This window comes from Rahnella sp. RcJ3 (assembly GCF_009498575.1).
In the GTDB taxonomy this organism is placed as follows: Bacteria; Pseudomonadota; Gammaproteobacteria; order Enterobacterales; family Enterobacteriaceae; genus Rahnella; species Rahnella aceris.
In genome coordinates, this window is record NZ_QSNX01000003.1 from 316,561 (window position 1) to 342,788 (window position 26,228).

At 49.1% G+C, this 26,228-nt stretch carries 23 protein-coding genes; 14 read left to right on the top strand and 9 right to left on the bottom strand.

Translation table 11 applies throughout. The features are described 5' to 3' along the window. Nucleotides 1–156 precede the first annotated feature (156 nt). The gene (locus DXU84_RS06225) at nucleotides 157–2,211 is read left to right on the top strand and encodes a choline transporter (RefSeq protein WP_013574714.1); all 2,055 of its coding nucleotides are present in this window, start codon (nucleotides 157–159) and stop codon (nucleotides 2,209–2,211) included. Nucleotides 2,212–2,265: 54 nt separating this feature from the next. Here DXU84_RS06225 and DXU84_RS06230 read toward each other — a convergent pair whose 3' ends face one another. Next, entirely contained in the window at nucleotides 2,266–3,141 is an 876-nt protein-coding gene (locus DXU84_RS06230; protein ID WP_013574713.1) for an alpha/beta fold hydrolase, read from the bottom strand. 170 nt (nucleotides 3,142–3,311) lie between these two features. Here DXU84_RS06230 and leuC point away from each other — a divergent pair, with 170 nt between their 5' ends. After that, complete coding sequence (gene leuC, locus DXU84_RS06235) at nucleotides 3,312–4,718, top strand: 3-isopropylmalate dehydratase large subunit (protein ID WP_037036103.1); 1,407 nt, start codon at nucleotides 3,312–3,314, stop codon at nucleotides 4,716–4,718. Between the two features lie 9 nt (nucleotides 4,719–4,727). Then, nucleotides 4,728–5,336 (top strand): 3-isopropylmalate dehydratase small subunit, encoded by a 609-nt coding sequence (gene leuD / locus DXU84_RS06240; protein WP_013574711.1) that lies wholly within the window; start codon nucleotides 4,728–4,730, stop codon nucleotides 5,334–5,336. Between the two features lie 6 nt (nucleotides 5,337–5,342). Here leuD and DXU84_RS06245 read toward each other — a convergent pair whose 3' ends face one another. The 5 genes from DXU84_RS06245 to DXU84_RS06265 all read right to left on the bottom strand — a co-directional run bounded on the left by DXU84_RS06245 (nucleotide 5,343) and on the right by DXU84_RS06265 (nucleotide 11,526). Then, nucleotides 5,343–6,257, bottom strand: coding sequence for a LysR substrate-binding domain-containing protein (locus DXU84_RS06245; RefSeq protein WP_153375108.1), 915 nt, complete (start codon nucleotides 6,255–6,257; stop codon nucleotides 5,343–5,345). Between the two features lie 2 nt (nucleotides 6,258–6,259). After that, the gene (locus DXU84_RS06250; RefSeq protein WP_153375110.1) at nucleotides 6,260–7,372 is read right to left on the bottom strand and encodes an endonuclease/exonuclease/phosphatase family protein; all 1,113 of its coding nucleotides are present in this window, start codon (nucleotides 7,370–7,372) and stop codon (nucleotides 6,260–6,262) included. A 141-nt stretch (nucleotides 7,373–7,513) separates the two neighbouring features. Then, nucleotides 7,514–9,190 carry a kdo(2)-lipid A phosphoethanolamine 7''-transferase gene (eptB, locus tag DXU84_RS06255; RefSeq protein ID WP_153375112.1) on the bottom strand — a complete coding sequence of 559 codons (1,677 nt, stop codon included), beginning with the start codon at nucleotides 9,188–9,190 and terminating at the stop codon, nucleotides 7,514–7,516. Nucleotides 9,191–9,422: 232 nt separating this feature from the next. Continuing rightward, on the bottom strand, nucleotides 9,423–10,859 hold the full coding sequence (locus DXU84_RS06260; RefSeq protein WP_153375114.1) for a heavy metal sensor histidine kinase: 1,437 nt from the start codon (nucleotides 10,857–10,859) through the stop codon (nucleotides 9,423–9,425). Beyond that, a complete protein-coding gene (locus tag DXU84_RS06265; protein ID WP_013574706.1) occupies nucleotides 10,852–11,526 on the bottom strand; it encodes a heavy metal response regulator transcription factor in 675 nt (224 codons plus the stop codon). The genes DXU84_RS06260 and DXU84_RS06265 overlap by 8 nt, the downstream gene beginning before the upstream one ends. Before the next feature lie 213 nt (nucleotides 11,527–11,739). On the opposite strand from DXU84_RS06265, the gene DXU84_RS06270 reads away from it, so the two are divergent. The 3 genes from DXU84_RS06270 to DXU84_RS06280 are packed head-to-tail and all read left to right on the top strand — an operon-like array spanning nucleotide 11,740 to nucleotide 13,788. Next, the gene (locus DXU84_RS06270; protein WP_013574705.1) at nucleotides 11,740–12,363 is read left to right on the top strand and encodes a hypothetical protein; all 624 of its coding nucleotides are present in this window, start codon (nucleotides 11,740–11,742) and stop codon (nucleotides 12,361–12,363) included. Between the two features lie 26 nt (nucleotides 12,364–12,389). After that, nucleotides 12,390–13,031 (top strand): cytochrome b/b6 domain-containing protein, encoded by a 642-nt coding sequence (locus tag DXU84_RS06275; RefSeq protein WP_200224970.1) that lies wholly within the window; start codon nucleotides 12,390–12,392, stop codon nucleotides 13,029–13,031. Then, nucleotides 13,024–13,788, top strand: coding sequence for a molybdopterin-dependent oxidoreductase (locus tag DXU84_RS06280; RefSeq protein WP_013574703.1), 765 nt, complete (start codon nucleotides 13,024–13,026; stop codon nucleotides 13,786–13,788). The genes DXU84_RS06275 and DXU84_RS06280 overlap by 8 nt, the downstream gene beginning before the upstream one ends. 81 nt (nucleotides 13,789–13,869) lie before the next feature. Here the strand turns inward: DXU84_RS06280 and ompX are convergent, their stop codons facing one another. Next, nucleotides 13,870–14,403, bottom strand: coding sequence for an outer membrane protein OmpX (gene ompX, locus DXU84_RS06285; RefSeq protein WP_013574702.1), 534 nt, complete (start codon nucleotides 14,401–14,403; stop codon nucleotides 13,870–13,872). Nucleotides 14,404–14,802: 399 nt separating this feature from the next. On the opposite strand from ompX, the gene rhtA reads away from it, so the two are divergent. The 8 genes from rhtA (at nucleotide 14,803) to DXU84_RS06325 (ending at nucleotide 24,453) form a co-directional block, all read left to right on the top strand. After that, nucleotides 14,803–15,789 carry a threonine/homoserine exporter RhtA gene (gene rhtA / locus DXU84_RS06290; RefSeq protein ID WP_013574701.1) on the top strand — a complete coding sequence of 329 codons (987 nt, stop codon included), beginning with the start codon at nucleotides 14,803–14,805 and terminating at the stop codon, nucleotides 15,787–15,789. Between the two features lie 176 nt (nucleotides 15,790–15,965). Further along, the gene (locus DXU84_RS06295; protein WP_153375116.1) at nucleotides 15,966–16,529 is read left to right on the top strand and encodes a fasciclin domain-containing protein; all 564 of its coding nucleotides are present in this window, start codon (nucleotides 15,966–15,968) and stop codon (nucleotides 16,527–16,529) included. A 65-nt stretch (nucleotides 16,530–16,594) separates the two neighbouring features. Continuing rightward, nucleotides 16,595–17,176 (top strand): sigma-70 family RNA polymerase sigma factor, encoded by a 582-nt coding sequence (locus DXU84_RS06300; protein ID WP_112197087.1) that lies wholly within the window; start codon nucleotides 16,595–16,597, stop codon nucleotides 17,174–17,176. Continuing rightward, complete coding sequence (locus DXU84_RS06305; RefSeq protein WP_126124709.1) at nucleotides 17,173–17,850, top strand: anti-sigma factor domain-containing protein; 678 nt, start codon at nucleotides 17,173–17,175, stop codon at nucleotides 17,848–17,850. Before DXU84_RS06300 ends, DXU84_RS06305 begins: the two co-directional genes overlap by 4 nt. A 413-nt stretch (nucleotides 17,851–18,263) precedes the next feature. Continuing rightward, nucleotides 18,264–18,767 (top strand): DNA starvation/stationary phase protection protein Dps, encoded by a 504-nt coding sequence (dps, locus tag DXU84_RS06310; protein ID WP_015689551.1) that lies wholly within the window; start codon nucleotides 18,264–18,266, stop codon nucleotides 18,765–18,767. Nucleotides 18,768–19,388: 621 nt separating this feature from the next. After that, nucleotides 19,389–20,165 (top strand): ABC transporter permease, encoded by a 777-nt coding sequence (locus tag DXU84_RS06315; RefSeq protein WP_013574695.1) that lies wholly within the window; start codon nucleotides 19,389–19,391, stop codon nucleotides 20,163–20,165. Further along, nucleotides 20,162–20,827, top strand: coding sequence for an ABC transporter ATP-binding protein (locus tag DXU84_RS06320; RefSeq protein WP_119261410.1), 666 nt, complete (start codon nucleotides 20,162–20,164; stop codon nucleotides 20,825–20,827). The genes DXU84_RS06315 and DXU84_RS06320 overlap by 4 nt, the downstream gene beginning before the upstream one ends. A gap of 83 nt (nucleotides 20,828–20,910) precedes the next feature. Continuing rightward, on the top strand, nucleotides 20,911–24,453 hold the full coding sequence (locus DXU84_RS06325) for a hypothetical protein (protein ID WP_187514355.1): 3,543 nt from the start codon (nucleotides 20,911–20,913) through the stop codon (nucleotides 24,451–24,453). A 60-nt stretch (nucleotides 24,454–24,513) separates the two neighbouring features. Here the strand turns inward: DXU84_RS06325 and DXU84_RS06330 are convergent, their stop codons facing one another. Together DXU84_RS06330 and DXU84_RS06335 are read right to left on the bottom strand one after the other, a co-directional pair. After that, complete coding sequence (locus DXU84_RS06330; protein ID WP_228388949.1) at nucleotides 24,514–25,242, bottom strand: CatB-related O-acetyltransferase; 729 nt, start codon at nucleotides 25,240–25,242, stop codon at nucleotides 24,514–24,516. Beyond that, entirely contained in the window at nucleotides 25,208–26,203 is a 996-nt protein-coding gene (locus tag DXU84_RS06335; RefSeq protein ID WP_153375118.1) for a right-handed parallel beta-helix repeat-containing protein, read from the bottom strand. Before DXU84_RS06335 ends, DXU84_RS06330 begins: the two co-directional genes overlap by 35 nt. Nucleotides 26,204–26,228 lie beyond the last annotated feature (25 nt).

The window sequence follows — 26,228 nt, forward strand, 5'->3', positions numbered from 1 at the left end:
CTCTCACTCCCCCTATTTAACTTTTTTTTGATTGAACGTTCAATTAAAAATGCATATATTTTATTACCAATACGTTAGTAATTTGTATGAATTTTGAGATTTAAATGAATCCAATTTATTGAAAAATAGCGATTAATTGACATAACAGGGGAAAAGATGGCGATTGCCGATACGACAGAGAGAAAAAGCGAAAAACCTCGCGACCAGCTGAACAAGGTTGTGTTCTTCACCTCCGCCGGGCTGATTTTAGCCTTCACATTAATGACCATTTTCTTCACCGATTTATCAGGAAAATGGATCAGCCTGACCCTTAACTGGGTGTCCGCCACCTTCGGCTGGTATTACATGCTGGCGGCTACGCTGTACATCGTGTTTGTAGTGTTCATAGCCTGTTCACGTTTTGGTTCGATCAAACTGGGCCCTGAACAATCCAAACCCGAATTCAGCATGATGAGCTGGGCTGCAATGCTGTTTGCTGCCGGGATCGGCATCGACCTGATGTTCTTCTCGGTCGCCGAACCGGTGACACAATACATGTTGCCACCGGAAGGCAACGGGCAAACGCTGGAAGCCGCGCGGCAGGCCATGACCTGGACGCTGTTCCACTACGGCCTGACCGGCTGGGCGATGTACGCGCTGATGGGCATTGCACTGGGCTATTTCAGCTACCGCTATAACCTGCCGCTGACCATCCGTTCGGCGCTGTACCCGATTTTTGGTAAGCGCATTAACGGCCCGATCGGTCATAGCGTGGATATCGCTGCCGTGGTCGGGACTATTTTTGGTATCGCCACCACGCTCGGCATTGGTGTGGTGCAGCTTAACTACGGCCTGAAAGTGCTGTTCCATATTCCGGAAAACCTGACCGTTCAGGCCGCGCTGATCCTGCTTTCTGTGATTATGGCGACGGTGTCGGTGACCTCCGGCGTTAACAAAGGTATCCGTATTCTGTCGGAACTCAACGTGCTGCTGGCGCTGGGGCTGATTCTGTTCCTGCTGTTCTTCGGCAATACCGAATTCCTGCTCAATGCGCTGGTGCTCAATATTGGCGATTACATCAATCGCTTTATGGGCATGACGCTTAATACCTTTGCTTTTGACCGCCCGACCGAATGGATGAACAGCTGGACCCTGTTCTTCTGGGCGTGGTGGGTAGCGTGGTCGCCGTTTGTCGGCCTGTTCCTGGCGCGTATTTCACGCGGTCGTACCATCCGTCAGTTCGTGTTCGGCACCCTGATTATTCCGTTCGTCTTCACCCTGCTGTGGCTGTCAATTTTCGGTAACAGTGCGCTGTACCAGATCCTGCATGGCAATCTGGATTTCGCTAACGAGGTGATCTCACACCCTGAACGCGGCGTTTACAGCCTGCTGGCACAGTATCCCGGCTTTACGCTGAGCGCGTCCGTCGCGACGATTACCGGCCTGCTGTTTTATGTCACCTCGGCGGACTCCGGCTCGCTGGTGTTGGGTAACTTCACCTCAAAACTGGCAGACATCAATAACGATGCGCCAAACTGGCTGCGGATTTTCTGGTCGGTCACCATCGGCGTACTGACACTGGGTATGCTGATGACCGACGGCGTTTCTGCACTGCAAAACACCACGGTAATTATGGGTCTGCCGTTCAGCTTTGTGATTTTCTTCATCATGGCCGGATTGTATAAATCACTGCGTCTGGAAGATTACCGCCGCGCCAGCACCCAGCAGACTCTGGCTCCGCTGCCTGCCACCAGCGACGCGGCGCTGAACTGGAAACAGCGTCTGTCGCGGGTCATGAATTATCCGGGCACACGCCACACCCAGAAAATGATGGACACTGTTTGCCGCCCTGCGATGCAGGAAGTGGCCCAGGAACTGGAACTACGCGGGGCAAAAGTGACCTTTAACGAGCACGCGCCACAGGAAGACGAGAAAATCGGGCCGCTGGAATTGCAGGTCGCGTTGGGCGAAGAGCAAAACTTTGTCTATCAGATCTGGCCGGTACGTTATGCGGTTCCTGCCTTTACCTATCGCGCACGCGCCGGTAAATCGCATTATTACCGTCTGGAAACCTTCCTTCTTGAAGGGACTCAGGGTAATGACCTGATGGACTTCACCAAACATCAGGTGATCAATGACATTCTGGATCAATACGAACGTCATCTGAACTTCCTGCATATCAACCGTGAAGCGCCGGGCAACACCCTCACCTTCCCCGAACAGCCGGTCTGATACGTGCCCACAAAAAACCCGCGCCATGCGGGTTTTTTTATAGGCTTCCCCCTCTCAGCGAAGAAACGGCAGCACTTTCTCCAGCAATAATTCCGGTTGTTCTTCAGCAAGATAATGCCCGCACGGCAACGCCTCGCCCTGAACGTCTTCTGCCACCTTTGCCCATTCCTCCAGCGGCGTAAAACAGGTGCCGACAATGCCCTTTTCGCCCCACAGGATCAACAGCGGACACCGCACTTTGCGAGATGCATTCACGTCAGTCTGATCGTGTTGCAGGTCAACAGCAGCGGAAGCCCGGTAATCCTCGCAAATCCCGCGCGCCGTTCCATCAAGTTGCAGACAACGCAAATAATCTGCGTAAGCTTCGTCGGTGAAAGGTTGCATACCGGCGCTGCGGCTGCCCATTACGCTGCGCAGGTAAAGATCAGGATCAGCCTTGATCAGTGTTTCCGGTAGCGGTGCCGGGCGGATGAGGAAAAACCAGTGCCAGTAAGCGCGCGCAAAAGCTTCACTGGTTTGCTGATACATGGAAAGCGTCGGCGCAATGTCCATCAGCACCATCCGTTTCACTGCCTGCGGGTGATCAAGCGCCAGCCGGTGCGCCACGCGGGCACCCCGGTCATGCGCGATCACACTGAACTGGCTGAAACCGAGCGCAGCCATCAGTTCGAGCTGATCCTGCGCCATTTCGCGCTTGCTGTACCGCAGGTGATCCGCGTCCGGCTCGGGTTTACCGCTGTCACCGTAACCGCGTAAATCGGCAAGCACCACGGTGAACTGAGAAGTGAGGTAGGGTGCGACTTTATGCCAGATCGCCTGCGTCTGCGGGTGTCCGTGCAGCAATAACAGCGGTTCGCCCTGTCCGGCAATCCGGTAAGCAATGTCCGTTCCGCTGACCACCATCCGGCCTTGGGTAAAATGTTCAAACATGGGTTTTCTCCTTTTTTACCCATCTTAGTCGCTCGCCGGTTGGCAACAAGGCCACAAGTGAAGATCGCTGATTCACGATCTGTGTTTTGACTCATCACACTCAGGCCGTTGCCCGATAAGCGTGAAGTTGCGACGCTGGCATTATCCGTTACGTTTATCAGGGCAATGAAATGAAGCCAAAAACGCTGTATGAAAAACATATCGACAGCCACAGCGTTCGTACGCTGGATGACAAGGGCCACGTGTTGCTTTACATCGACCGGCAGGTGATTAACGAGTACACCAGCCCGCAGGCGTTTAGCGGTTTGCGTGAAGCCAGCCGTCGCGTATGGCGGCCGGAAACCTCACTGGCGGTAGTCGATCACGTCAACCCGACGGCACCGCTACGCACCCGTCAGATGCCGGATGCCGGTGGCGCGCGTCAGGTGTCATATCTGGCTGAGAACTGCGCCGAATTTGGCATTGAGTTGTTCGATATTCTCGATAAACGTCAGGGGATCGAACATGTTGTTGCACCGGAACAGGGCTTTATCCTGCCCGGTATGGTCATTGCCGCCGGAGACAGCCACACCACCACATACGGCGCATTAGGGGCGTTTGGTTTTGGTATCGGCACCTCGGAAATTGAACATCTTCTGGCGACGCAAACACTGGTGTATAAGCGCCTGAAAACCATGCGGGTTACCGTCACTGGCACACTGGCGACAGGTATCACGGCCAAAGACCTGGTGATGGCGCTGGTGGCAAAAATCGGGGCGGCGGGCGCGACCGGTTATGCCATCGAATTCTGCGGACCGGGTATCGACATGCTGAGCGTTGAAGGTCGTATGACCATTTGTAATATGGCCGTGGAAGCCGGTGCGCGTGGCGCGTTCATGGCACCCGACGATAAAGTGTTTGCCTATCTGCAAGACAAACCACGCGCGCCAAAAGGCCAGCAGTGGCGGGATGCCGTGGAGGTCTGGCGCGAATTACGCAGTGATCCGGATGCCGTTTTTGATCGTGAAGTGACACTGTGTGCGGAAGAGATCGCGCCGATGGTCAGCTGGGGGACCAGCCCCGATCAGGCACTGGCGATAAACGGTCAGGTGCCTGATCCGCAAGCCGAACCGGATGCCTCACGCCGCCAGGATCTGCAACGTGCACTCCGCTATATGGGATTGCGTGCCGGTCAGTCGCTTAACAGCATTCCTGTCAGCCACGCGTTTATCGGCTCGTGCACCAACGCGCGTATTGAAGATTTACGGGCAGCGGCAGACGTCGTGCGCGGTAAAAGCGTCGCCGCCACAGTGCGGGCGATAATTGTTCCAGGCTCCAGTCAGGTTCGGGCACAGGCTGAGCAGGAAGGTCTGGCGGAGATATTTATCCAGGCCGGTTTCGAATGGCGACAATCGGGTTGCTCAATGTGTCTGGCAATGAACGACGACGTGCTGTCGCCCGGCGACCGCTGTGCATCCAGCACCAACCGTAATTTTGAAGGCCGTCAGGGTGCGGGCGCACGCACCCATCTGATGAGCCCGGCGATGGTTGCGGCAGCGGCTATTTGTGGCCATCTGACCGATGTCCGTGACCTGTAAGGAGTCATCATGGAAGCATTTACTACACTGACCGGTATTGCCGCGCCGTTGCCTGCGGCGAATGTGGACACCGATGTGATCATGCCAAAACAGTTTCTCAAAGGCATCGACCGCAACGGTTTAGATCGCGGGGTGTTTTTCGATCTGCGTTTTCTGGCGGACGGCTCGCCCGATCCGGCGTTTATCCTCAATCAGCCCCAATGGCAGGGGACGAAATTCCTGCTGGTCGGTCCGAATTTTGGCTGCGGTTCCAGCCGTGAACATGCGGTATGGGGGCTGAAACAGCTCGGTATCCGGGCGCTGATCGGCACCACGTTCGCGGGAATTTTCTTCGATAACTGTCAGCGCAACGGCGTGCTTACAGTGCAACTGGATCCCGCGCAGTGGTTGCAAATGGCGCAGGCGGTGATCCATGGCGATAAAAATGAAATGACTGTCGATTTATCCGCGCAAAAAATCATCCTGCAAAATGGTGAACGGATTGATTTTGCTATCGATGAACTGAGTAAGATTGCGCTACTTAACGGGCTGGATGCCATCGGTACAACACTGCAATTTCGCGATGAAATCAGTCAGTTTCAGCAGGCGCATTTGCAGCGCAATCCGTGGCTGGCGTAATAAGCGTCAGCCCGGTAACTGGCTGAATCGCTGTTGCAGAAACTCAACACAGACCCGCAATTTTGCCGAATCCGCCAGCCGCGTGGGATAAACTGCCCAGACGCTGGCGGGTTGGGAATATTGCGGCAGCACCCGCACCAGTTCACCACGGGAAAGATAAGGCTGAACATCCCACTGTGAACGCAAAATGATGCCATGGTGTTTCAGCGCCCACTGTAATACCACTTCGCCACTGTTCGACGAGAGCGCCCCTTTCACCCTGAGGCGGTGTTCCTTGCCTTCTCCCGTAAGCGACCAGATGCCAAAAGGATTGTCGCGCTCTTTGATCACCAGACACTGATGCTGCGCCAGCGCTTGCGGTGAGTCAGGCGTGCCGTGAGCAGCCAGATATTCCTTTGATGCGCAGAGGATCCGCTGGTGCTGCGCCAGTTTTTTGCCGATGTACTGCTCAGGTACGTCATCGCCGACCAGAATTTCCAGATCAATACCTTCCGCGACCAAATCCACCACGCGGTCGAAAAGATCAAGGCGCAGATTGAGTTGCGGATAACGTGCCGCCAGTTCCGCTATCGCCGGAGCCACATGGCAACGTCCGAAACCAAACGAGCTGCAAATATGCACGTTGCCACGCGCTTCACTGCGCGAATCTGACAGGTCACCGATGAACTGATCAAAGGTATCGAGAATTTGTAACGCCCATCGCTGCGTGCGCTCGCCGTCTTCTGTCAGCCGCACACCCTTTGTTGACCTGTGCAGCAAACGACAGTTGAGCGACTCTTCGAGGATCTGAATATGCTTGCTGACATACGCCGGTGACTGCCCCAGTTCGATAGCGGCAGCGGCAAAACTTTGCTTATTCACTACCGCCAGGAAGACCTGTAAGTCTTCAGCCAGCGGCAAACGCTCACGTTCACTGCTCATGATTAACGTCCGTAAACCGGCTGGTTAAGCTTGTCAGCCTTGTGCACATCACTGCTTTTCACCCCGGCACCGGACAGTTTTTCTTCCGCTTCCTCAATGTCTTCATTGTCGATTTCCAATGATTCCTGATCGATACCCTGAGAAGGCGTCAGCGCCAGTTCCACCAGGATCGGGAAGTGATCTGAACCCATAAAATCAAGACGTTTCAGATCAATCAGGGTGAAATCTTTGCTGTGGAAAACGTGATCCAGCGGCCAGCGCAGGAACGGATAACTGGCATGGAAGGTGTTGTACATGCCACGACCGCGGCGCGGATCCAGCAGGCCACTGATTTTCATGAACAGCCGCGTGGTGCGCGACCAGGCCACGTCATTCAGGTCGCCGGTGACAATGGTCGGGTAACGCGCTTTCGCGGCCGTGTGTCCGACAGCAACCAGTTCCCCGTCACGACTGGTGGATTCATCCGCTTCTGTCGGGCTGGGCGGCATCGGGTGCAGACAGTGCAAAATCACCTGCTCGCCGGACGGCAGTTCAGCGCGAAAATGCATAGAAGGAATATCATCAGCCACCAGATACTGAATCTTCGCCGCCTGCATCGGCAGGCGCGAATACACATGCATACCGTACAGATTTTCCAGCGGACAGCGCAGGCTGTACGGATAATCGGCATCCAGTTCTGCCATCTGATCTTCCCACCACTGATCGGTTTCCAGCAGCACCAGAATATCCGGTTGATAATGCCTGACCTGCGCGAGTAATTTTTCCGGCTCACGGTTAGTGGTCAGCACATTGCTGTTCATGATTTTGATGCGCGAATGACCGTTGGGCACCGTTTTCTTCACCTGTACCGGATACAGGCGGGTATAAGGCAAAATCCACCAACTCTGATACGCCATGCAGGCAACGGTCAGGATGATCACCGTGGTGGTGATCGCATCACCGAACGGCATGATCGCCAGTTCAGTCAGCAGAAAAAACAGGCACAGCGAGGCCATCTGTAAACGCGGAAAATCCCAGACACGCACCCACCAGCGCTGATTGCGCGACACAGGAAGAAGCGTCAGCAGGGTCATAATGACCGTCAGTACGCAAATGGTTATTCGTAATGCTTGCATCGGTTATCGGCCCTGATAAAAAAGCAAAAATAATACCCTCAATATGACGGGTATTTTGTTGTTAACCGATTGTGACTGAAAAAGAGGGATATGTCGCCGCCTTCTCCCATCATCAGAAAAAGGCGGCAGATTCAGCAAAGATTATTTTGTGGCGGCGGCCTGATCAGGCACATGGCACCAGTTGTGCTGCTCGACAATCCCGCCATTTGGCGAGGTATAACCGATACAGCCCAGAATGGTGTCATACAGTTTTTCATGGAACGCCGGTTTCTTCTCGGCAGCCATTTTTTGCAGTTGTTGGAAACTGGCCTTGTTCTGATCGTTCGACAGGAATTTGTCCGACGCCCAGACCATGATCGGCACCGTACGTTGCTCGGCTGGCGCATGATCACGCGGTGTACCGTGGAAATGCATGCTTTTCGAAATCGACTCACCGTGATCGGAGGCGTAGAACACGATCGCATTCTTATCGCGTAACTGGTCAAAGACCTGCGACAGGAAGTAATCGGTATACAGCAGTGAATTATCGTAAGCGTTAATCATTTCCCCGGTGGAACAGGAATCATCGATGCCCATACATTCCGGCTTATATTTAGCGAAAGAACGCGGATAACGGTCTGAATACAGATAATGAGAACCCTTGGTATGCAGGATAATCAGATGCTTACCTTTAGGATGGTTATTCATCGAGTCTTTCATTTCATCGATGAGCAGCATGTCATCCACCGGCTTACCGGCGTTGCGCTTTTCAGACGCGATGTTTTCACGCAGTGAATAATCATCCGCACGGGTTTTGTTATAGAACCAGGCTTCACTCTGCATGGAATATAACTCTGAACTCCAGCCATTACTTTTCAGCACGGAAAAGACGTTCATTTCTTTCAGCGTACGCTGTGGCTCTTCAGATGCCCCGCCTTCGCGGACAAACATACAGCGCAAGGAAAGCTTGGTGGCGGTATCACAGGAATAGCCCTGCAAGGCGACCAAATTTTTCTCTTTGTCGAGATTTGGCGTGTTGTCACGGTCGTAGCCGTACAGCCCCATATGGTCGCGGCGGGCGCTCTCGCCGATCACAAACACCACGTACATATCTTTGGCATCTGCCGGTGCGGTATACGTGAAATGTTTAGCCGGATCGTACAGATTTTTGGTGTCTTCCGCCTGGCTGTAACTGCTGTAAGTATACAAACCCAGCGCCGAAAGCCAGTTTGACGGCGAATACGTGCCCGCAACCACACCGCCATAACTCGCCATCATGCGGTTGTTTACGATGTCATGGCGATCCTGCACTTTGCCCATCAGTTGCAGCGGCATGTAACAAAGCAGGCCGGAGACCGCAAGCAGCAGGGTTCTGACCGCCAGTTTTTTAAACGTCGTTTGTTTGAGAGCCGCACCCGGCATTTTGCTCAGCCACAGCAACAGTACCGGCAACAAACTCACCAGCACGGTCCAGGCGATGAAATGTGTTCCGATAGATTCTTTCGATAAATCAATGGAATCAGATGCCAGCGCTGCCGCTAAAATTCCGTAACCGATATCAACGTTAAACAGAATCATGTAGTAACTGGCGGCGGCGGAGGAAATCACGATAGCGGTCATCAGGACACGGAAAACGGTTTTTCCGGTATACGACAGCAACATACAAAGGAAATAGACCAGGGCAAAACAGGCAACCATTTCAACAGCAATCGACAAGGCATTGTCATAATGCAGTTGCTGATAACGACGGATGAAAATCGGAAGGTTTAGCAGAAGCCCCAGGTAAAGTGCAACGAACAAAGAAATGCTCTGTTGCGAAAGTGTACGAATTTTATGCATTGGCAATAACTGGCTCTTTTGTGAGTCTGGCTGCGTTGTAATAACCGCTCATACCGGAGGTTGGAACCCACTCCTTAGGACATATAGACTCCGGGCTGAGCATTTTCGTTCAAACTGAATGGTGACTTCCAATGTGATAATGTAACAAAATTAACGAATCCTTTTTATTTCAATTACATGAAAAAGAAATATTCCGGCTTTTTTTACGCAATTTTTCCCTTTCATTGAGAAACTATTGAGAAAGCTTGCGGTCGGATGCGGGAAAATAAAGGGTAAAACACGTTTCTCCCTGCGCGGAACTGGTTACGCTGACACTTCCCTGATGCAGGGCCATAATGGCCTGAACAATCGACAACCCAAGGCCGCTGGAACTGCCACCTTCACTACGTGAAGCATCCGCGCGATAGAAGCGGTCGAAAAGTTTTCCGAGTTTTTCCGGCGGAACAGGCTCACCCTGACTGATCACCCGGATATTCATGCCTTTTGCATGGGGTTCGGCGCGCAGCACGATGGCACTTCCCTCGCGGCCATAACGCACCGCATTAGCGACCAGATTACTCAGCGCACGTTGGAAAAGGATCGCATCCGCATGCAAGGTTCCCTCACCTTGCCCTTGAAGCGTCATTTCACGCTCTTCGGCCAGCCCTTCGAAATATTCCTGGATACGGGTAATTTCAGATGAAACATCAATACCGGTGATGGTCAGAACCGAGCGCGCATCGGAAGCGCGCGCCAGGAACAGAATGTTTTCCACCATACGTGAAATGCGTTCCAGCTCTTCTATATTGTTCGCCAGCAGCGTTTCGTATTCTTCCACTGTCCGGGGCTGATATAACGCCACCTGACAATGCCCCATCAGCGCCCCCACCGGGGTGCGGATTTCATGCGCCAGATCGGCGGAAAATTGTGTCAGCCGCTGATACCCCTCGGCGAGCCGGTCCAGCATGTCATTGAAAGAATAAATTAATTGCTGCAATTCCTGCGGCGCATTTTCCGAAGACAAACGCGTAGACAGACTGCCCGGATGGATCTGCGCCGCTTCATGCGCCATATTGCGCAGCGGCCGCAATCCGCGGCGGATCACCAGATAACCCAGTGCGGCAATCAGCAAATAAGCGAATAACACCGCGCCAATAATTTCCCAGCGGAAAGTCTGCAACAGACGCGACTCCTCGGTCATGAAATGCGCGCCGGTGATTTCAACTGTCCGCCCGTCCTGAATCTGTACCGCCGCACGGGCAAAGCGTACCGGCGTACCATCGGGTGCGGTGAGATGATGCACCGTATTCAGCGTCAGCGGCTGGCCGTCAGGCACCGCCGCTACCGGCGGCAATGCCAGCCGCGACGGATTGACGTTGATCAATAGCTTCTCACCGGACAGGCGAAACGTCAGGATATCGCGCTCGTTGCCAAGCATATTTTCAAACAGGCCGGGATTACGGCTGAGTTGCGACAGCGGGAATTCGTTGGCAAGCAGATGACGGAAATACTGCACACGCCCGCTGACCTGGTAATCCGCGCGGCGTACCAGTTCTTTATCCATCGAGTAATAGAGGTAGAAACCGACGGCACTGACCACCATCGAGGCGATCAGCGCGAAAAGTAAGGTGGCGCGAAGCGTCAGCGACATGGCGCGTTTCGGGAGGTGAGTCAATTGACGATCACTCATGTCGCACTTCGCACACGTAACCAATGCCACGCACGGTATGGATCAGTTTCACCTCAAAGCTGCGGTCAACCTTGGCACGCAGACGCTTAATGGCGACATCCACTACATTGGTATCACTGTCGAAATTCATGTCCCAGACCTGCGAGGCGATCATGGTGCGCGACAGAACCTCACCCTCGCGGCGCATCAGCAACTGCAGCAACATGAATTCCTTATTGGTCAGTGCGATGGTCTGATCCTGACGGGTCACGCGGCGGCGCAGCACATCAAGATTCAGATCCGCCACCGAATACGCATCCGGCTCACGGGCGGCCGGGCGGCGCAGCAAGGTGCGGATACGCAACACCAGTTCGGTGAAGGAGAACGGTTTGATGAGATAATCGTCAGCCCCCAGCTCCAGCCCGTGAATGCGATCCTGTACTTCATCGCGGGCGGTGAGAAACAGCACCGGCACGTCGCTCTTTTTGCGCAGGACTTCCATCACCTGCCAGCCGTTCAGCCCCGGCAGCATGACGTCGAGGATCACCGCGTCGTAACCCTCTTCCAGCGCCAGAAACAGGCCGTCGGCACCGTTGCGCGCCAGATCTACGCTGTAACCTGCTTCTGTCAGCCCTTTTTTCAGGTAATCGCCTGTACTGACATCGTCTTCAATCACCAGTATTCGCATTCAGGCCCTCAGCGCCGCATGACCATTCACCTAGAGAATGATTCACCCGAAAGTTTATCAGTTTCGTCAGACACCTTTGATGACAATTTTGTCATCAATTTGTCATCAGCCAATACCGGTTTATCGTCCACTCTTAAGAAAGTTATTCATCACTGGCAGGTTCAGTGATTCATCTAACAGAATGAAAAAACGCTGGAAAATGGAGAATTAATCATGAATGCACCAACACGTCTCGCTGGTCTGTTACTGGGTTCCCTGCTGATGTGCAGCGGGATGACATCGGCATTTGCCGCCGATAATGTGATTAAACCTACACGCGGAACCATTGACTCAGTTAATGACTCATCGGTACAAATCACCACACGTCAGGGCGAAAAACTCGACGTTAAGCTGACCGACCAGACCAAGATCAATGCCGTCACCAAAGGGCAAATCAGCGATATCAAAGCGGACAGCTTCATCGGGACGGCCGCCGTTCCGCAGGCTAATGGCACGCTGAAAGCACTGGAAGTGCACGTATTCGCCCCCAGCCTGCGCGGCAGCGGTGAAGGCTTCAATCCGTTTGAATCCGCCGATGGCAAAATCAATACCATGACCAACGGCACCGTCGGCAAGCTGGTGAACAGCAATGGCCGCACCCTGACCGTGAAATATCACGATGCCGAGAAAACGGTCATTGTGCCTGACGACGTACCGGTTGTACTGCTGGCGCCGGGCGACCGCAGCCTGCTGAAACCGGGCACTAAAATCGTATTGTTTGCCATAAAAGATGACAAAGGTGCACTGGTTGCCCGTGGTATTGCTGCCGGTAAAGACGGCATCGCGCCGCCGATGTAATCCGGCCGAACAACAGGAGATTAAGCGTGAAACCTCAGCTCTCATCGCCCCGGAAGCGCCGGATTCATTCCTGGCCGGTTCGCATTTGTCATTGGATCAATCTGCTGGCAATGATCGGCATGGTGATGAGCGGCTGGGGGATTTATAACGCCGACCCGCTTTTCGCTTTCACTTTCCCGCAGAACACCACCCTCGGCGGCTGGCTGGGTGGCAATATTGCCTGGCATCTGGCGGTAATGTGGCTGCTGGCGGCCAATGCCCTGTTCTATCTGCTGTGGGGCATTTTTAGCGGTCATTTCAGACGCGACTTTTTCCCCTTTTCGCCCCATACGGTCTGGCGCGATACCGTTCGCGCACTGACATTCAAACTCCCGCACAAACTGGGTCAGTACAACGCGGTGCAAAAACTGATGTACAGCGGTGTTCTGTTGCTGGGCGCGCTGCTGGTGCTGTCGGGTTTGTCGATCTGGAAACCCGCGCAGTTCAGCGGTCTGGTCTGGTTGTTTGGCGGTTTTGATATCGCCCGTTATGTGCATTTCTTTGCGATGAGCGGCGTACTGCTGTTCGTCATTATTCACGTACTGATGGTTCTGCTGGTGCCGAAAACCTTCGTGGCGATGCTGACCGGCGGCAAAAAAATTAGCACGGAGGACCGAGCCGATGAGTGATAAAACACAGCGGCCAAAAATTATTCTTGAACCCGATCAGCGCAAACAACTGGTTAATATTCAACGCCGTATGTTATTGCGCTCCGGCCTTACGCTGGGCGCGGTTTCGATGCTTACCGGCTGTAATCTGCAGGACGGCGATCAGGTCGATAAAGTGCTGTGGGCGATGTCCCGCTGGAACGACCGGGTACAAAGCTGGCTGTTCAGCGGCCAGAAACTGGCGCAAACCTATCGCGCCGATCAAATCACCACGCCGTTTCGTTTCAATGCGTATTACCCCGAATACAACGTGCCGGAAATCGACATCCCCAATTACCGGCTGGAAGTCTCCGGTTTGGTGCAAAAGAAAGCGCCGTGGACACTGGAACAATTGCAGCGCCTGCCGCAGGAAAGCCAGATCACCCGGCTGATTTGCATTGAGGGCTGGAGCGCCATCGGCCAGTGGAAAGGCGTACCGCTGAAAACGTTTCTGCAACACGTCGGCGCGGACCTGACAGCCAAATATGTCGGATTCAAATGTGACGACCGCTATTATTCCAGTATTGATATGGCGACGGCACTGCATCCGCAAACCATTCTGGCTCTGGATTTTGGCGGCAAACCCTTACCCCCCGATTTCGGCTACCCGTTACGCCTGCGGATGCCAACCAAACTCGGCTTTAAAAACGCCAAACATATTGGCGCGATTTTCGTCACCAATGAATATCCCGGCGGCTACTGGGAAGATCAGGGCTATAACTGGTTCAGCGGGATCTGACAGGCATAAAAAAACCGCTCAGCTGAGCGGTTTTTGTTTTCGCGGGAGGGTAACGGCAAAGCGTTACGCTGCGGCGAAGAATTAGAAGCTGTAACCCACGCCTGCGATCCAGGTACCAACATCAACACTGCGGATGCGGGACTGTTCGTAAGACACGTCCAGAGCAACGTTCTGGATTGGGTTGAACTGCAGACCAGCACCGTAAGAGAAACCGTAATCGCTGGTGTCATTTTTTTCACGGTTAGCAGTAGATGCTGCCGCTTCGTTGTACTGGAATTTGCCGTAGCCAACACCCACAACACCGTAGATGGAAACCCAGTCAGCCAGACGGTAAGCAGGACCCGCAGTCAGACCGTAGTACTGTGCTTTACGGTAGTCGCCAGATGCAGGAGAGCTGTCATCTTCGATGTAAGTGAAAGAACCGATAGCGCCCAGTGGGTTGCTATCTTGTTCCCAGCGGTATTTTAAGTTGAAGCCGTTTGCTTTGTTAGCAACGCCTTGTGCGTCACCCTGAGCGTAGCCAGCAGTTACGGTGCTGGTGTCAGCGAAAGCGCTTGAAGAAACGCCCAGTGCAACTACGCAAGCTAATGCGGAAAGACATGCAATTTTTTTCATAAACCACCTCAAAAAGAGAAACCAAAGTAACCTTCACGTTTGAAAATATAACAAAAACTAGTGTGAAACTCTGCCTCAATTAAGATGTCCAAAGCATCATATGGTGTAACAGGAAGTTTCCAGAACACGCTATCCATTTAATTTTATTGAGATTTTGGTCACACAAACTATAAGGTAAACTTATTGAACTTTTTGAGATTAGCAGATAATTCCTAAAAATTTGCTCAAAAAACAAACTATTTTAGGAAGTTTTTTAACAAACACGTTCCGAAAAAAACTTTTTCGTGAGGATTTTTTCTCGCCACTTTTCCCTCTACACTGACAGCGCTTTACCTTTCTTTTCAAAACTATAAATCTGAAGTTTCCGGATTCATGGGATCACCTCAAAAGGCGCAATGGATGACACAGTCAGGACAAAATCAGCCGCAGGATCCGCAGATCGCTCTGCAGGCAGCGACGCATAACAACAGCCCGCCCGTCCCTGCGTTACCGAAAAAAACCTCACCGCTGGTGGCGATTCTGTTGCTACTGATCGCCATGTTGTCATTACAAGGCGGCGCGTCGCTGGCAAAAACGCTTTTCCCGGTGGTCGGCCCGCAGGGTGTCACGGCTCTGCGTCTTGGTATCGGCTCTATTCTGTTGCTGCTCTATTTTCGTCCGTGGCGCCTGAAAATGCGCGGCGGTAATTTGCGTGCACTGATGATGTATGGCCTGGCGCTGGGCTGCATGAACTATTCGTTTTATCTGGCCCTGCGTACCGTGCCGCTGGGCATTGCCGTTGCACTGGAATTTACCGGCCCGCTGGCGGTCGCGATGTTCTCCTCACGCCGTCCGGTGGATTTCATCTGGGTCGTGCTGGCCGTAATCGGGTTACTGTTCCTGTTACCCCTGGGACAAAGTGCCGGCGGTGTTGACCTCAAAGGTGCGTGCTTTGCGCTGATCGCCGGTGGCTGCTGGGCGGTTTATATCCTCGCCGGACAACGTGCTGGCAGCAGTTACGGACCGGGCACCGCCGCGATGGGGTCACTGATTGCGGCGTTAATCTTCTTCCCGATTGGCGCAATCCAGGCACACACCTCTATTTTCAGCTGGGATATTTTACCGCTCGGCTTGCTGATCGCCCTGCTCACTTCCGCCATTCCTTATTCACTGGAAATGATGGCCCTGACCAAACTGCCAGCCAAAACCTTCGGTACGCTGATGAGCATGGAACCGGCGATGGCCGCGCTTTCCGGCATTATCTTCCTCGGTGAATTCCTGACCGCGACGCAGTGGATCGGGCTGGCGGCGATTATCGCGGCTTCCGCCGGTTCAACACTTACCCTGCAGCGCAAAACCAAAATCGAGACGGTCGATATTGCCGGAAATACCCCTTCCGGGAAGTAATTGCACCGCATCGTATAAAAAAGCCACGTCATCCCGATGTGGCTTTTTCTTTTCTATCAGCAGGTTGAAAATTATTTTCATTTATTTCATTTTTCCTGCATCCAAAAGCAGGGGGTCATTCGTATGTATAGAGGTGAGGCAAGACCTCACCTCCTTAACTGACGAAGGACACCATCATGAAAACATTACTCCGTACCGCAATCTGTGCTTCTCTGCTGCTCAGCACCGCGTCAATGGCTGCAATGATGTCCCAAAGCATCACCATGGTCGGTGGCGCTGAAATGTATCCGTCCAAAAATATCGTAGAAAATGCCCTGAATTCGAAAGACCACACCACGCTGGTGGCGGCGGTAAAAGCAGCAGGACTGGTGGATACGCTGCAGGGCAAAGGCCCGTTCACCGTCTTTGCGCCAACCAACGCCGCGTTTGCCAAACTACCGGCGGGCACCGTGGATAATCTGGTGAAACCAGAAAACAAAGCCACCCTGACCAGCATCCTCACGTATCACGTGGTGGCCGGTAAATATGAAATGAAAGATTTGGAAAAACTGCTGAAAAAAGGCAACGGCGCGGCAGAACTAAAAACCGTTAACGGCCAGCCACTGTGGATCCTGAACAACGGACCTCACAATATTCAGCTCAAAGATGGCAAGGGGAATATCGCCAACATCAGTACTTATGACGTCCAGCAGAAGAACGGTGTGATCGACGTCATTGATACCGTCCTGATGCCAAAATAATACCGGCTATACTGAGGGCATGATTTCTCTTATGAAACAGCACCTCAGTAAGTCAGGACGCGCGAATGCATGACAATTTTTTCGTTAAGCCAACACCAGAGAATGCGCCGGAAGTACAGCGCGAACTGATGAGCGCCATGGCCGTTGGCGATCGTCAGGCATTTGAGCAGTTATATCGTCTGACGTCCCCCCGGCTATTCGCCGTCGCATTACGCATGTTGCGGCGACATGCCTGGGCAGAAGAAGTGTTGCACGACAGCTATATCACCGCGTGGAACCGGGCTGCCTCATATAATCCGGCGCTCAGTTCCCCGATGACCTGGCTCACCCATATTGTCCGCAACCGCGCTATCGACTGGATGCGCGGGAGCGATAACCAGTTAGATGAACTGGACGAGACAATGAATGACGGAGATGCCAGCGACTATGATGACCCCTTGCAACGGCTGCAACAGGACAGTGACGCCAAAATTCTGGCCACCTGCCTCGCACATCTGCCCGCCGAACAAAGACAAAGCCTGATCCTTGCCTATTATCAGGGCCTGTCGCACGGTGAGGTCTCATCGCATCTTCAACAACCTCTGGGGACGATCAAAAGCTGGATACGTCGCGCCCTGGATCACTTAAAGAGCTGCGTAGGACTATGAAAAGCAGAAGCCATTATCATGCCGCTCTGGCGGCTGAATATGCGCTCGGCACCTTGCGCGGCGCGGCCCGGATTCAGTTTGAGCAAAAAATGCAGGAAGACCCTGAACTGGCGGCCGAAGTGGCACGCTGGCAGGAAGCTTTCACGCAACTGGATAATCAGATAACCCCGGTCATCCCACCTGCATCGGTGTGGAAACGCATTCAGCATAACCTTGCACTGCAACCGGCCAGACTTCCGGCTCCGGCGAAACGACCGGTGCGGGCTTATATGGGCTGGGCGCTGGCCGCCGGGCTTGCCGCGTTGTTGCTGATCCCCCGCCTGCTGGTTCAGCCAGAAGCCCCAATGCCGGTGGCGATACTGGCCAGCAGCGCCGGTACGCAAAGCGGACAGTGGGTGGTCAGCGCGGACAGAAGCACACGCAGCCTGTTGCTGACGCCGATCAATGCGCAGAATATCGCCGCAGATCGCAGCCTTGAACTGTGGGCCATTCCGCCGGGAGGCAAGCCGCATTCCCTCGGCTTGCTGAATACGCAACAACCGACACAACTGGCGCTGGCAGCGAAAATGCCGGATGCAGGTTTTACGCTGGCAATAAGCCTCGAGCCTCACGGCGGTTCGCCGACGGGGCAACCGACGGGTGCCGTTTTGTATAGCGGTGCGATGGCGCTTTAAAAGACAGCAGACAGTGATTAACGGCGGATATTATCCCGCCGTTATATTTCAATATTAAATACGGCAAACTGTTATGCCGACTGGTCATATTCCATACCAGAAAAAAGTCTCAATAAAATATATCCGCACACTGTCACTTACATTTAAAGACATCTTCCTCCACGTAATGAAAATAATTATCAGTCTTAGTTTATTTTAGCAGATTAATAGAAGTGGACGTTCAGGAGGAATCCTATCCACCTTATAAATCAGCATGATAAGCTGGAAGTGAAATCACAGCAGAGCTTATAAGACACACGCTATCAGAACGATAGGAATGTACGCCCTGCAAATTTTCAATTTATTGCTATACTGAATACAGTTACGAAATACATTAGTAGCAATTAATTTTAATGAAACAAGGAGATATGTATATGAGTACCGCTAAACTGGTCAAAACGAAATCTTCTGAGCTTATCTACACACGCAATGATTTAGATGAAAGCGTCAAACTCAATACTATCAAGGTGCTGAACCGTCTGGTGACTGAATACATCGATCTGTCGCTGATCACCAAACAAGCTCACTGGAACATGCGTGGCGCAAACTTTATTGCCGTGCACGAAATGCTTGATGGTTTCCGTACCGCGATTATTGACCATCAGGACACCATCGCAGAACGAGTGGTGCAGTTAGGTGGTGTGGCGCTGGGTACCGTGCAGGTTGTTAACGATAAAACCCCGCTGAAAAGTTACCCGACCAACATCCATACCGTGCAGGAACATCTGAAAGCCCTGGCGGAACGTTATGGTGTTGTCGCGAACGATACCCGTAAGGCTATCGGCGAAGTGGAAGATGAAGACACCGCAGATATTTTCACCGCTGCATCGCGCGACCTGGATAAATTCCTGTGGTTCATCGAATCAAATATTGAGTAACAATGTGCTCTGACCGCGGGATCATGCGACGGTAAAATGAGCGATTAACAAGAAAAGGCCGGTGACGAAAGTCACTGGCCTTTTCATTTTCGATAACAAATACCTGTATCCTCTTCTGGCGAATTGCACTTAAAACCCCTCTTACCCTGTAACTTTACATCTACATTTAATAATCCCGCTGATAAATAGTTACATTTTCAACTACATTCTCAACTTCACCCCCTGGAACCGGTTTCATTATCCCACTGATAAACTTAATGTTTATTTTCATCCTAAGAGAATTCTTAAACCAATAGGCAGTGTGAATGATTTAATACAAATTAATAGCTCAAAGCAATTTTACATAACCTCGATCACACCTGAAACTTGCTGAAATATTTTTTCGCAACCTTTGCATTTTTGTGAAAAACGCCTGCCAACCTAACCTAATAAAATTAAAGATAATTTACAGGGATGTGACACCGCATTAACCCCCTAAATGCAACTTACGGAAAAGTGACTCCCCTGCTGCGGCAGCATCAAAGATGTGCCGCCTCCCACAATCCGACCCGATTCCGAGCGCATTGGCTGCTGTAAGCCAGGGGCGGTAGCGTGGAAAATGTAAAAAACTGGAATAATCTGATGGCACGTAGTGGCTTAGAAGTACAAAAAGCGGCGGTGAAAGCGCTGTTTTTAAGGGAAATCAAAACCCGTTTTGGTAAGTACCGGTTAGGGTATCTGTGGGCGGCGCTGGAGCCGATGGCGCATATGCTGATTATGCTGGCCATTTTTGGCTACGTGATGCACCGCACTATGCCGGATATTTCGTTTCCGGTTTTCCTGATCAACGGCATTATCCCTTTCTTTGTATTTAGCAATATTACCAACCGTTCTATTGGCGCGATTGAAGCCAACCAGGGTTTGTTTAATTACCGCCCGGTTCGCCCTGTGGATACCATCATCGCCAGAGCAATGCTGGAAGCGCTGATATACGCGGTCGTGTACGTGTTACTTATGGCCATTGTCGGCCTGCTGGGCGAAGAGTTTGAAGTCACCAAGCTTATTACTCTGATTCTGGTCTGGGTACTTTTAGTGCTGTTCTCCTGCGGTATGGGCTTAATATTTATGGTGGTCGGGAAGTCATTCCCGGAGACCGAAAAGTTCCTGCCTATTTTGATTAAGCCTCTCTATTTCATTTCCTGCATTATGTTTTCTTTGCATAACATACCGAAGGAATACTGGCCTTACCTGCTGTGGAACCCTATCGTCCACGTGGTTGAGCTTTGCCGCGAATCAGTCGTACCGGGTTATATCAGTGAAGGCGTCAGCCTGAATTATCTGGCTGCCTGTACTCTGGTTGTATTGTTTATCGGCCTGGCCCTCTACCGGAATCGTGAAGAGGCGATGCTGACATCATGATAAAAATCGAAAACCTGACAAAATCCTACCGCACACCGAAAGGCCGCCATTACGTTTTTAAAGATCTCAATGTTGAGCTGCCTTCAGGTAAAAGCGTGGCGTTGATTGGCCGCAACGGCGCGGGTAAATCAACATTATTACGCGTCATCGGCGGCATTGACCGCCCGGATTCCGGCAAAATTCACACGGAGAAAACCATTTCCTGGCCGGTTGGCCTGGCCGGCGGATTTCAGGGAAGCCTGACCGGACGTGAAAATGTAAAATTCGTCGCCCGCCTCTATTCCACACCAGATCAGTTACGTGAAAAAGTCGCCTTTGTCGAAGAGTTTGCCGAACTGGGCAAATACTTTGATATGCCGATTAAAACCTATTCTTCCGGTATGAAATCCCGTCTGGGTTTTGGCCTGAGCATGGCATTTAAATTTGATTACTATCTTGTCGATGAAGTCACCGCAGTCGGCGATGCCAGATTTAAACAAAAATGCGCAGACTTATTCAAAGCGCGACATGAGGAAGCCAGCTTTCTGATGGTTTCACATAGCCTCGGATCACTGAAAGAGTTTTGCGATGTGGCTTTGTTTATTGGAAGGGATAACAAAGTTAAGTATTTTGATTCAGTGGATGCAGCAATTGAAATGTATAAAGTAGATGAAGGGATTTAATTAACTAATAATTGCATGTTGCGGAAATTAAAAACACAGCACACTAACAGAAATTATCAGTAAAAAGGCATTGGTAAAACATTATGAAAAGCATTCTTTACTATTTAGAACCTCGTACCGAATTAAATGATCCATTATTTCGCTATGCAACGCTTCGTTCCCATATTTTACCCGAAATCAAGGGATTAAAAGAGTTCAAACCTGATCTAGAAGTAAAAATTGTTGTTTCTGAGAAGATATTTAACGAAGCAATTAGAAACAACTTAGATTTCAGCCAAGTTACTACTATTATTATATCAGATGATGAACTCAATAAAATTGTAACTACTAATAATGAACTTAGTATTGAGTTCTACCATAACAAAGGAAATGAAAAAGATACTTGTTATATTTTAGACCTATTGAAAGATAAGATTGGCATTGAGTTCATTCCTGAAGTTACGATAAGCTATGAATCACCAACTCCATTTTTAAAAGACTTATACCCTCATTCTTTGCATCTTAATTCAATGTTTGGTCTTTTTTCTAGAGCACCATTCCCTGCCTTGGGCATCTTGGATCCATTTGGTTTATATGAGTATTCATATCAAAATACTTATTCAAGTGAAATCAAAGCTAGTGTAATTACACAAACCCAAAAAGATCTCATTACTTTATTAAGAAAAAATTCTATAAGAGCTTTAGCAAAATATCATCCTTTAAAAAACTACACTTCAATTCTATATGAAAGATTTTCAAGTTTAGTTGTTTTAGCATGTCAAGTAGATAACTATTTTTCCTATAATGGTTGTACTGAGTATAAAACCCAATTTGAAATGGTTTCTGATGTTTTAACTAATACACCATCACAGATTGGTGTAATTGTTACTGAACATGGCTACAAAAATCAGCTTAGTAGCAAGCAAATTTCTGAACTCGAAGAAAAATTCGACAATTTCATCTATTTTAAAAACGATAAAAAAATCCCAACAGTCACGCAATTTCTCCTCCCATATGTTGATGGCGCATTATCCGTATCATCTTCTATAGGCTATCAGGCAGCCTTATGGAATATTCCCTATTATTCATTAGGGAAATCTCAGCTATCATTATTCTCAGTACATGATAATTTTAAAGACTTCAACGATTCCGTTTTAAAATCAGAAAAAATTGACTCTGATAACATCTTATATTTCCTCTTATCTCGCGTACATCTCTCTCATAAGTTCGATATTTTCAATGGGGAGGCTTATTTTAGAAAAATCGAATCGCTATATAATCACTTCATTGAAAATGGGCTTGGTTTTGAATTCTTTTCTGAACAAAAAACCACTGACCAAGTTTTTGAAATGATTAGCCAAGGCAATCGTGAATGGCTCCTTGCGAAAAACTTTAAAGATGAAAATATAACACCTGAAGTTGACCATCTGCGTGTTGCAATGGCATCAAGCCAAGCAACATCATTCGATCTTTTTGATACATTAGTAGAACGTGATTTTGTTGAACCACATGAATTGTTTTTATTTATTGAACCCAAAGTCAGAAAACTAATAAATAATAAGAACTTCCAGTTCCATACTATCAGACGACAAGCCGAACTTGATCTTAGGAGAGAATCTCGAGGGGAATTTGAGATTACACTAGATCAGATATATGAGCGCTTTGAGAAATATTATCCTCTTGACAAAACCACTCTAGAAAACATTAAAAACATCGAAATTGATGCCGAAGTCGATCTTGTGCATCCAAAAAAATCGATGGTCAGAGAATTTCATTTTTCTAGATTACTTTGTAATCCAACATCCATTATTACAGATATCTATTTAGATCGTACCTCTATTAAAAGAATTCTAAATAATGTTGGCCTTCAGCAGTATGATAAACTTCTCGTTTCCGCTGAAACTAAAACCAGAAAACACAATGGTACAATTTATCCTGAATATTTAGAATTCCTACAAAAAACATATAATATTCCTGCAGACCAAGCTCTACATATTGGTGACAACTCGCAAGCCGATGGCCTCATGGCAAAAAAACATGGCTTAAAAAGTTATGTTTTCCAGAAAGCTATGGATAATTACAAGCAGTCTAAAATCGCAGAGGTTATGGCCGCTAGTTTGAAGTCTTCAGGTATATCAAGCTCAGTTTTAAACGGCTTATTTGCTAACAAATACAATGCCGGCCATTGGTATAAAATAAATAAATCCTCAATATTTAGAGGTGAAGAATACAATTATGGATATATTGCTATTGGTCCACTCGTAGTCGGGTTTGTTCAATGGTTGCATCGCCGAGCAAAAAGACTCGGCATTGATGAATTGTTTTTCTTATCCAGAGATGGATGGGTGTTAAAACAAGTATATGATGAACTATATGCTGATAATCCTACTTCACCAAAAAGCTCCTATCTTTATAGCTCAAGACGCGCAGCTATGGTGTCATCAATAAGAAACCTTGATGATATAATGGAAGTCGCTTCTCAAAACTTTAATGCCAGGTCCATAACTGAATTCCTGGAATCCCGTTTTGGCATCAATGCTGATGATATTAACGACGAAAAATTCTCAAAGTATGATTTCAAAAAAGACAGCATTGTCTCACCTTATTTTGATCATGGAAAATTACTCCAATTTCTAGAGTCAATTTCAGATTTGATTATCGCTAATGCAGAATTAGAGCGTACCAGCTATCTGGATTATTTAAACGACATTGATTTTATCACTCATTCTAAAAACAATAAAACTGCAGTCGTCGACATTGGTTATAGCGGATCAATGCAATATTACCTTAAAAAAATCCTGCAGATTGACTCTCTTCATGGATTCTATTTCTTAACCCATCATCACAGTCGCGACCATTTCCTGAATGAGCACTTTGAAGGATATTTACAAAACCTAGATGATCATCGTATTCCTTATCATCACGGGCTTAATGACCACGTATTTATATTTGAAGCAGCACTTAGCGCCCCCGAGGGAAGTCTAACAAAATTCATAAATACTGGAACTGAACGAAAAGCAGTCTTTTTAGAAGCTGAAGAAGAAATAATTCGAAAATCTGCTTTGATAAAAACACATAATGGTGTAGTAGATTTCACTAAGGATTTGAAAACAAGATTTTCATCTTATTTAGATAATATTGAGTTCTCACCAATTTTATCTAGCCGAATCATACTCTCGTTTGCCAATAACCCTAATGGTATTGATGCAAAGATGTTTTCCGGTCATGAGGTTGAAAATGTATTCGGCGGAGGTTCAGTATGTTTAGTTGCTTCCCCAGAAAAATATCATTTTAATGCAGATAACAGTATTAAACCTGAAGCATTGCAACAACTTCTGGCTGCATCAAAATGGAAAAAAGGAGCTCAGGCTTATTATTCATCATTTGAGAAAGACTTAAAGTCGGTTGATAGTATTATTTCGGATACTAAAACAAACAATGGTAATGTTGTTAACATCAAGAACAAAAATCCTGCATACATCGGAAAAACCCCAAAACAGCGTAAACGCGAAAAATTAAGAAAGGATCCTTATATTTTCTTCGATGACTCCAAAAAACCAAGCATCAAAAGATTTAAATATTTGTTCAAGAAAAACACCTTGCTAGGACGTTTTTCTACTGGTTTGTTGAGAGTTGTGGTGAGATAACTTCCTACTAATAACGAGTGCCAAACTATTGGCACTCGTTATTACACTCTATCTCCTATATTATTTTAATATTTCTTTTTCGGAGTTTCTAATATATACATTATACTTTGCTTTTGACTTTTTCTTTTGTTTGAATATCTCAATAAAACCTTCAACATTAGAAGTATCTATACCAACAAAGTTTTCTAATTCATAATCCCACCAATTCAGTTCCATTAACTCACTGATGATATCCTTACTAAATCTCAATTTAATGAATTTGGCTGGAACACCACCAACAATAGAATATGACTCGACGTTTTCTCTCACAATAGAACCTGCAGCAATTACTGCCCCATTACCGATCTCTACCCCTCTACATATAACTACATTGGCACCAATCCAAACATCATGCCCTATTTTAGGAATTTGATGTTTTTTCAATGTAAGATCTCTTTGAGTGCCAATTCTGTCTGGTATATTAAAACTGTGTTTCGAACCGAAAAAAATAGGGTGCATTGAAATATGATTAGGCTCATGCTCTCCCAAGCCTATCTTGACACCAGGAGCTATCGAACAATAGCGACCGATAATAGCCCCACCGACTAGGCAATTTTCGCCCAAATAACTGTAGGCGCCGATATTAAATTGCCCCATGATTTTGCATGATGAGTGTATTCTGCATGGGTCTTCGTAAGTGATATTTGTAAAACTTGTCATTTCGCAAGAGAAATTTGAACTCATCATTGGCTCCAACACCGAAAAAATCTGATACTTATAATTTATTGAGTTTATTGCCTTGGCCATCATTCCTTACCATAACCTTTCCCCCAAAGAAATGATTACCTTCTACAACATTATTATCGGCATAATCAGGATAAAACTTAAGGCTTCCTTCCCTCGGTTTATCCCCGCAATCAAATCCTGATAAGTCCCGGTTCTGCCGGGATGCCAGCCAGATGCCTACGGGTTCATTCACAAAGGTATTGTTGCGAATAACGTTGTAGTCGCTGTGCTGCCAGCGGATCACAGATTTTCCTGTGCTGAAATGCTCGCCGCAGTTCTTATACAGAAACACCCCCCCTGCCCCGTTGGATTCAAAACGGTTGCCTTCAATCAGGTTGTAAGCAGACGAATCGACGGCTAATCCTTCACGCTTCCCCTTGCCGAAACGCTCATGGCCGTTGTCGATGATCTGGTTATCCACAACTTTATTATTACGCGAGGAATGCTCCAGGTAGATACCGGACATATACGAGTCGCGGACAATCGAGTGGCTTAACGTTGAATGAGTCACGTAATCGTCAAAGTAAATTCCTACGCGTCCGCTGCCGGTCACTTCAACATTCTCAAGGGTGATCCGCGTGGGTGTCCGGCGGTAGTTCTCTTCGTGGTTCGGGCTGAGTTTATTGGCTGCGATGTCTGAAGTGATACGGATGCCGCTGCGGGTGAAGTGTCGCACTTTGCAGTTACGGACGGTGACATCGGATAATGGCTTACCCTTGCTGTTGATCAGTATGCCAAAAGGGCGTTCATTGTCCCCCTCCAGCACCGCTCCCCGGCAATCTAACGTGGTGTTGCTGCTGGTGATGATGACCGCTTCTTTATAAACGCAGTGAGGGGACAGCGTGGTGTTGCCGCGCACCTCAGGCAATTCGCACTCATGAGAATGCATCGAGGGAACTGCACCGGCACAGGCAGAAAGAAATAAAGGCAGAAGAACAGCTAATGAGAAATATGCACGGGGTGGAACTGATAAACGTTTTTGCATCTGTGCATATTCCTCTGCCTGTTTT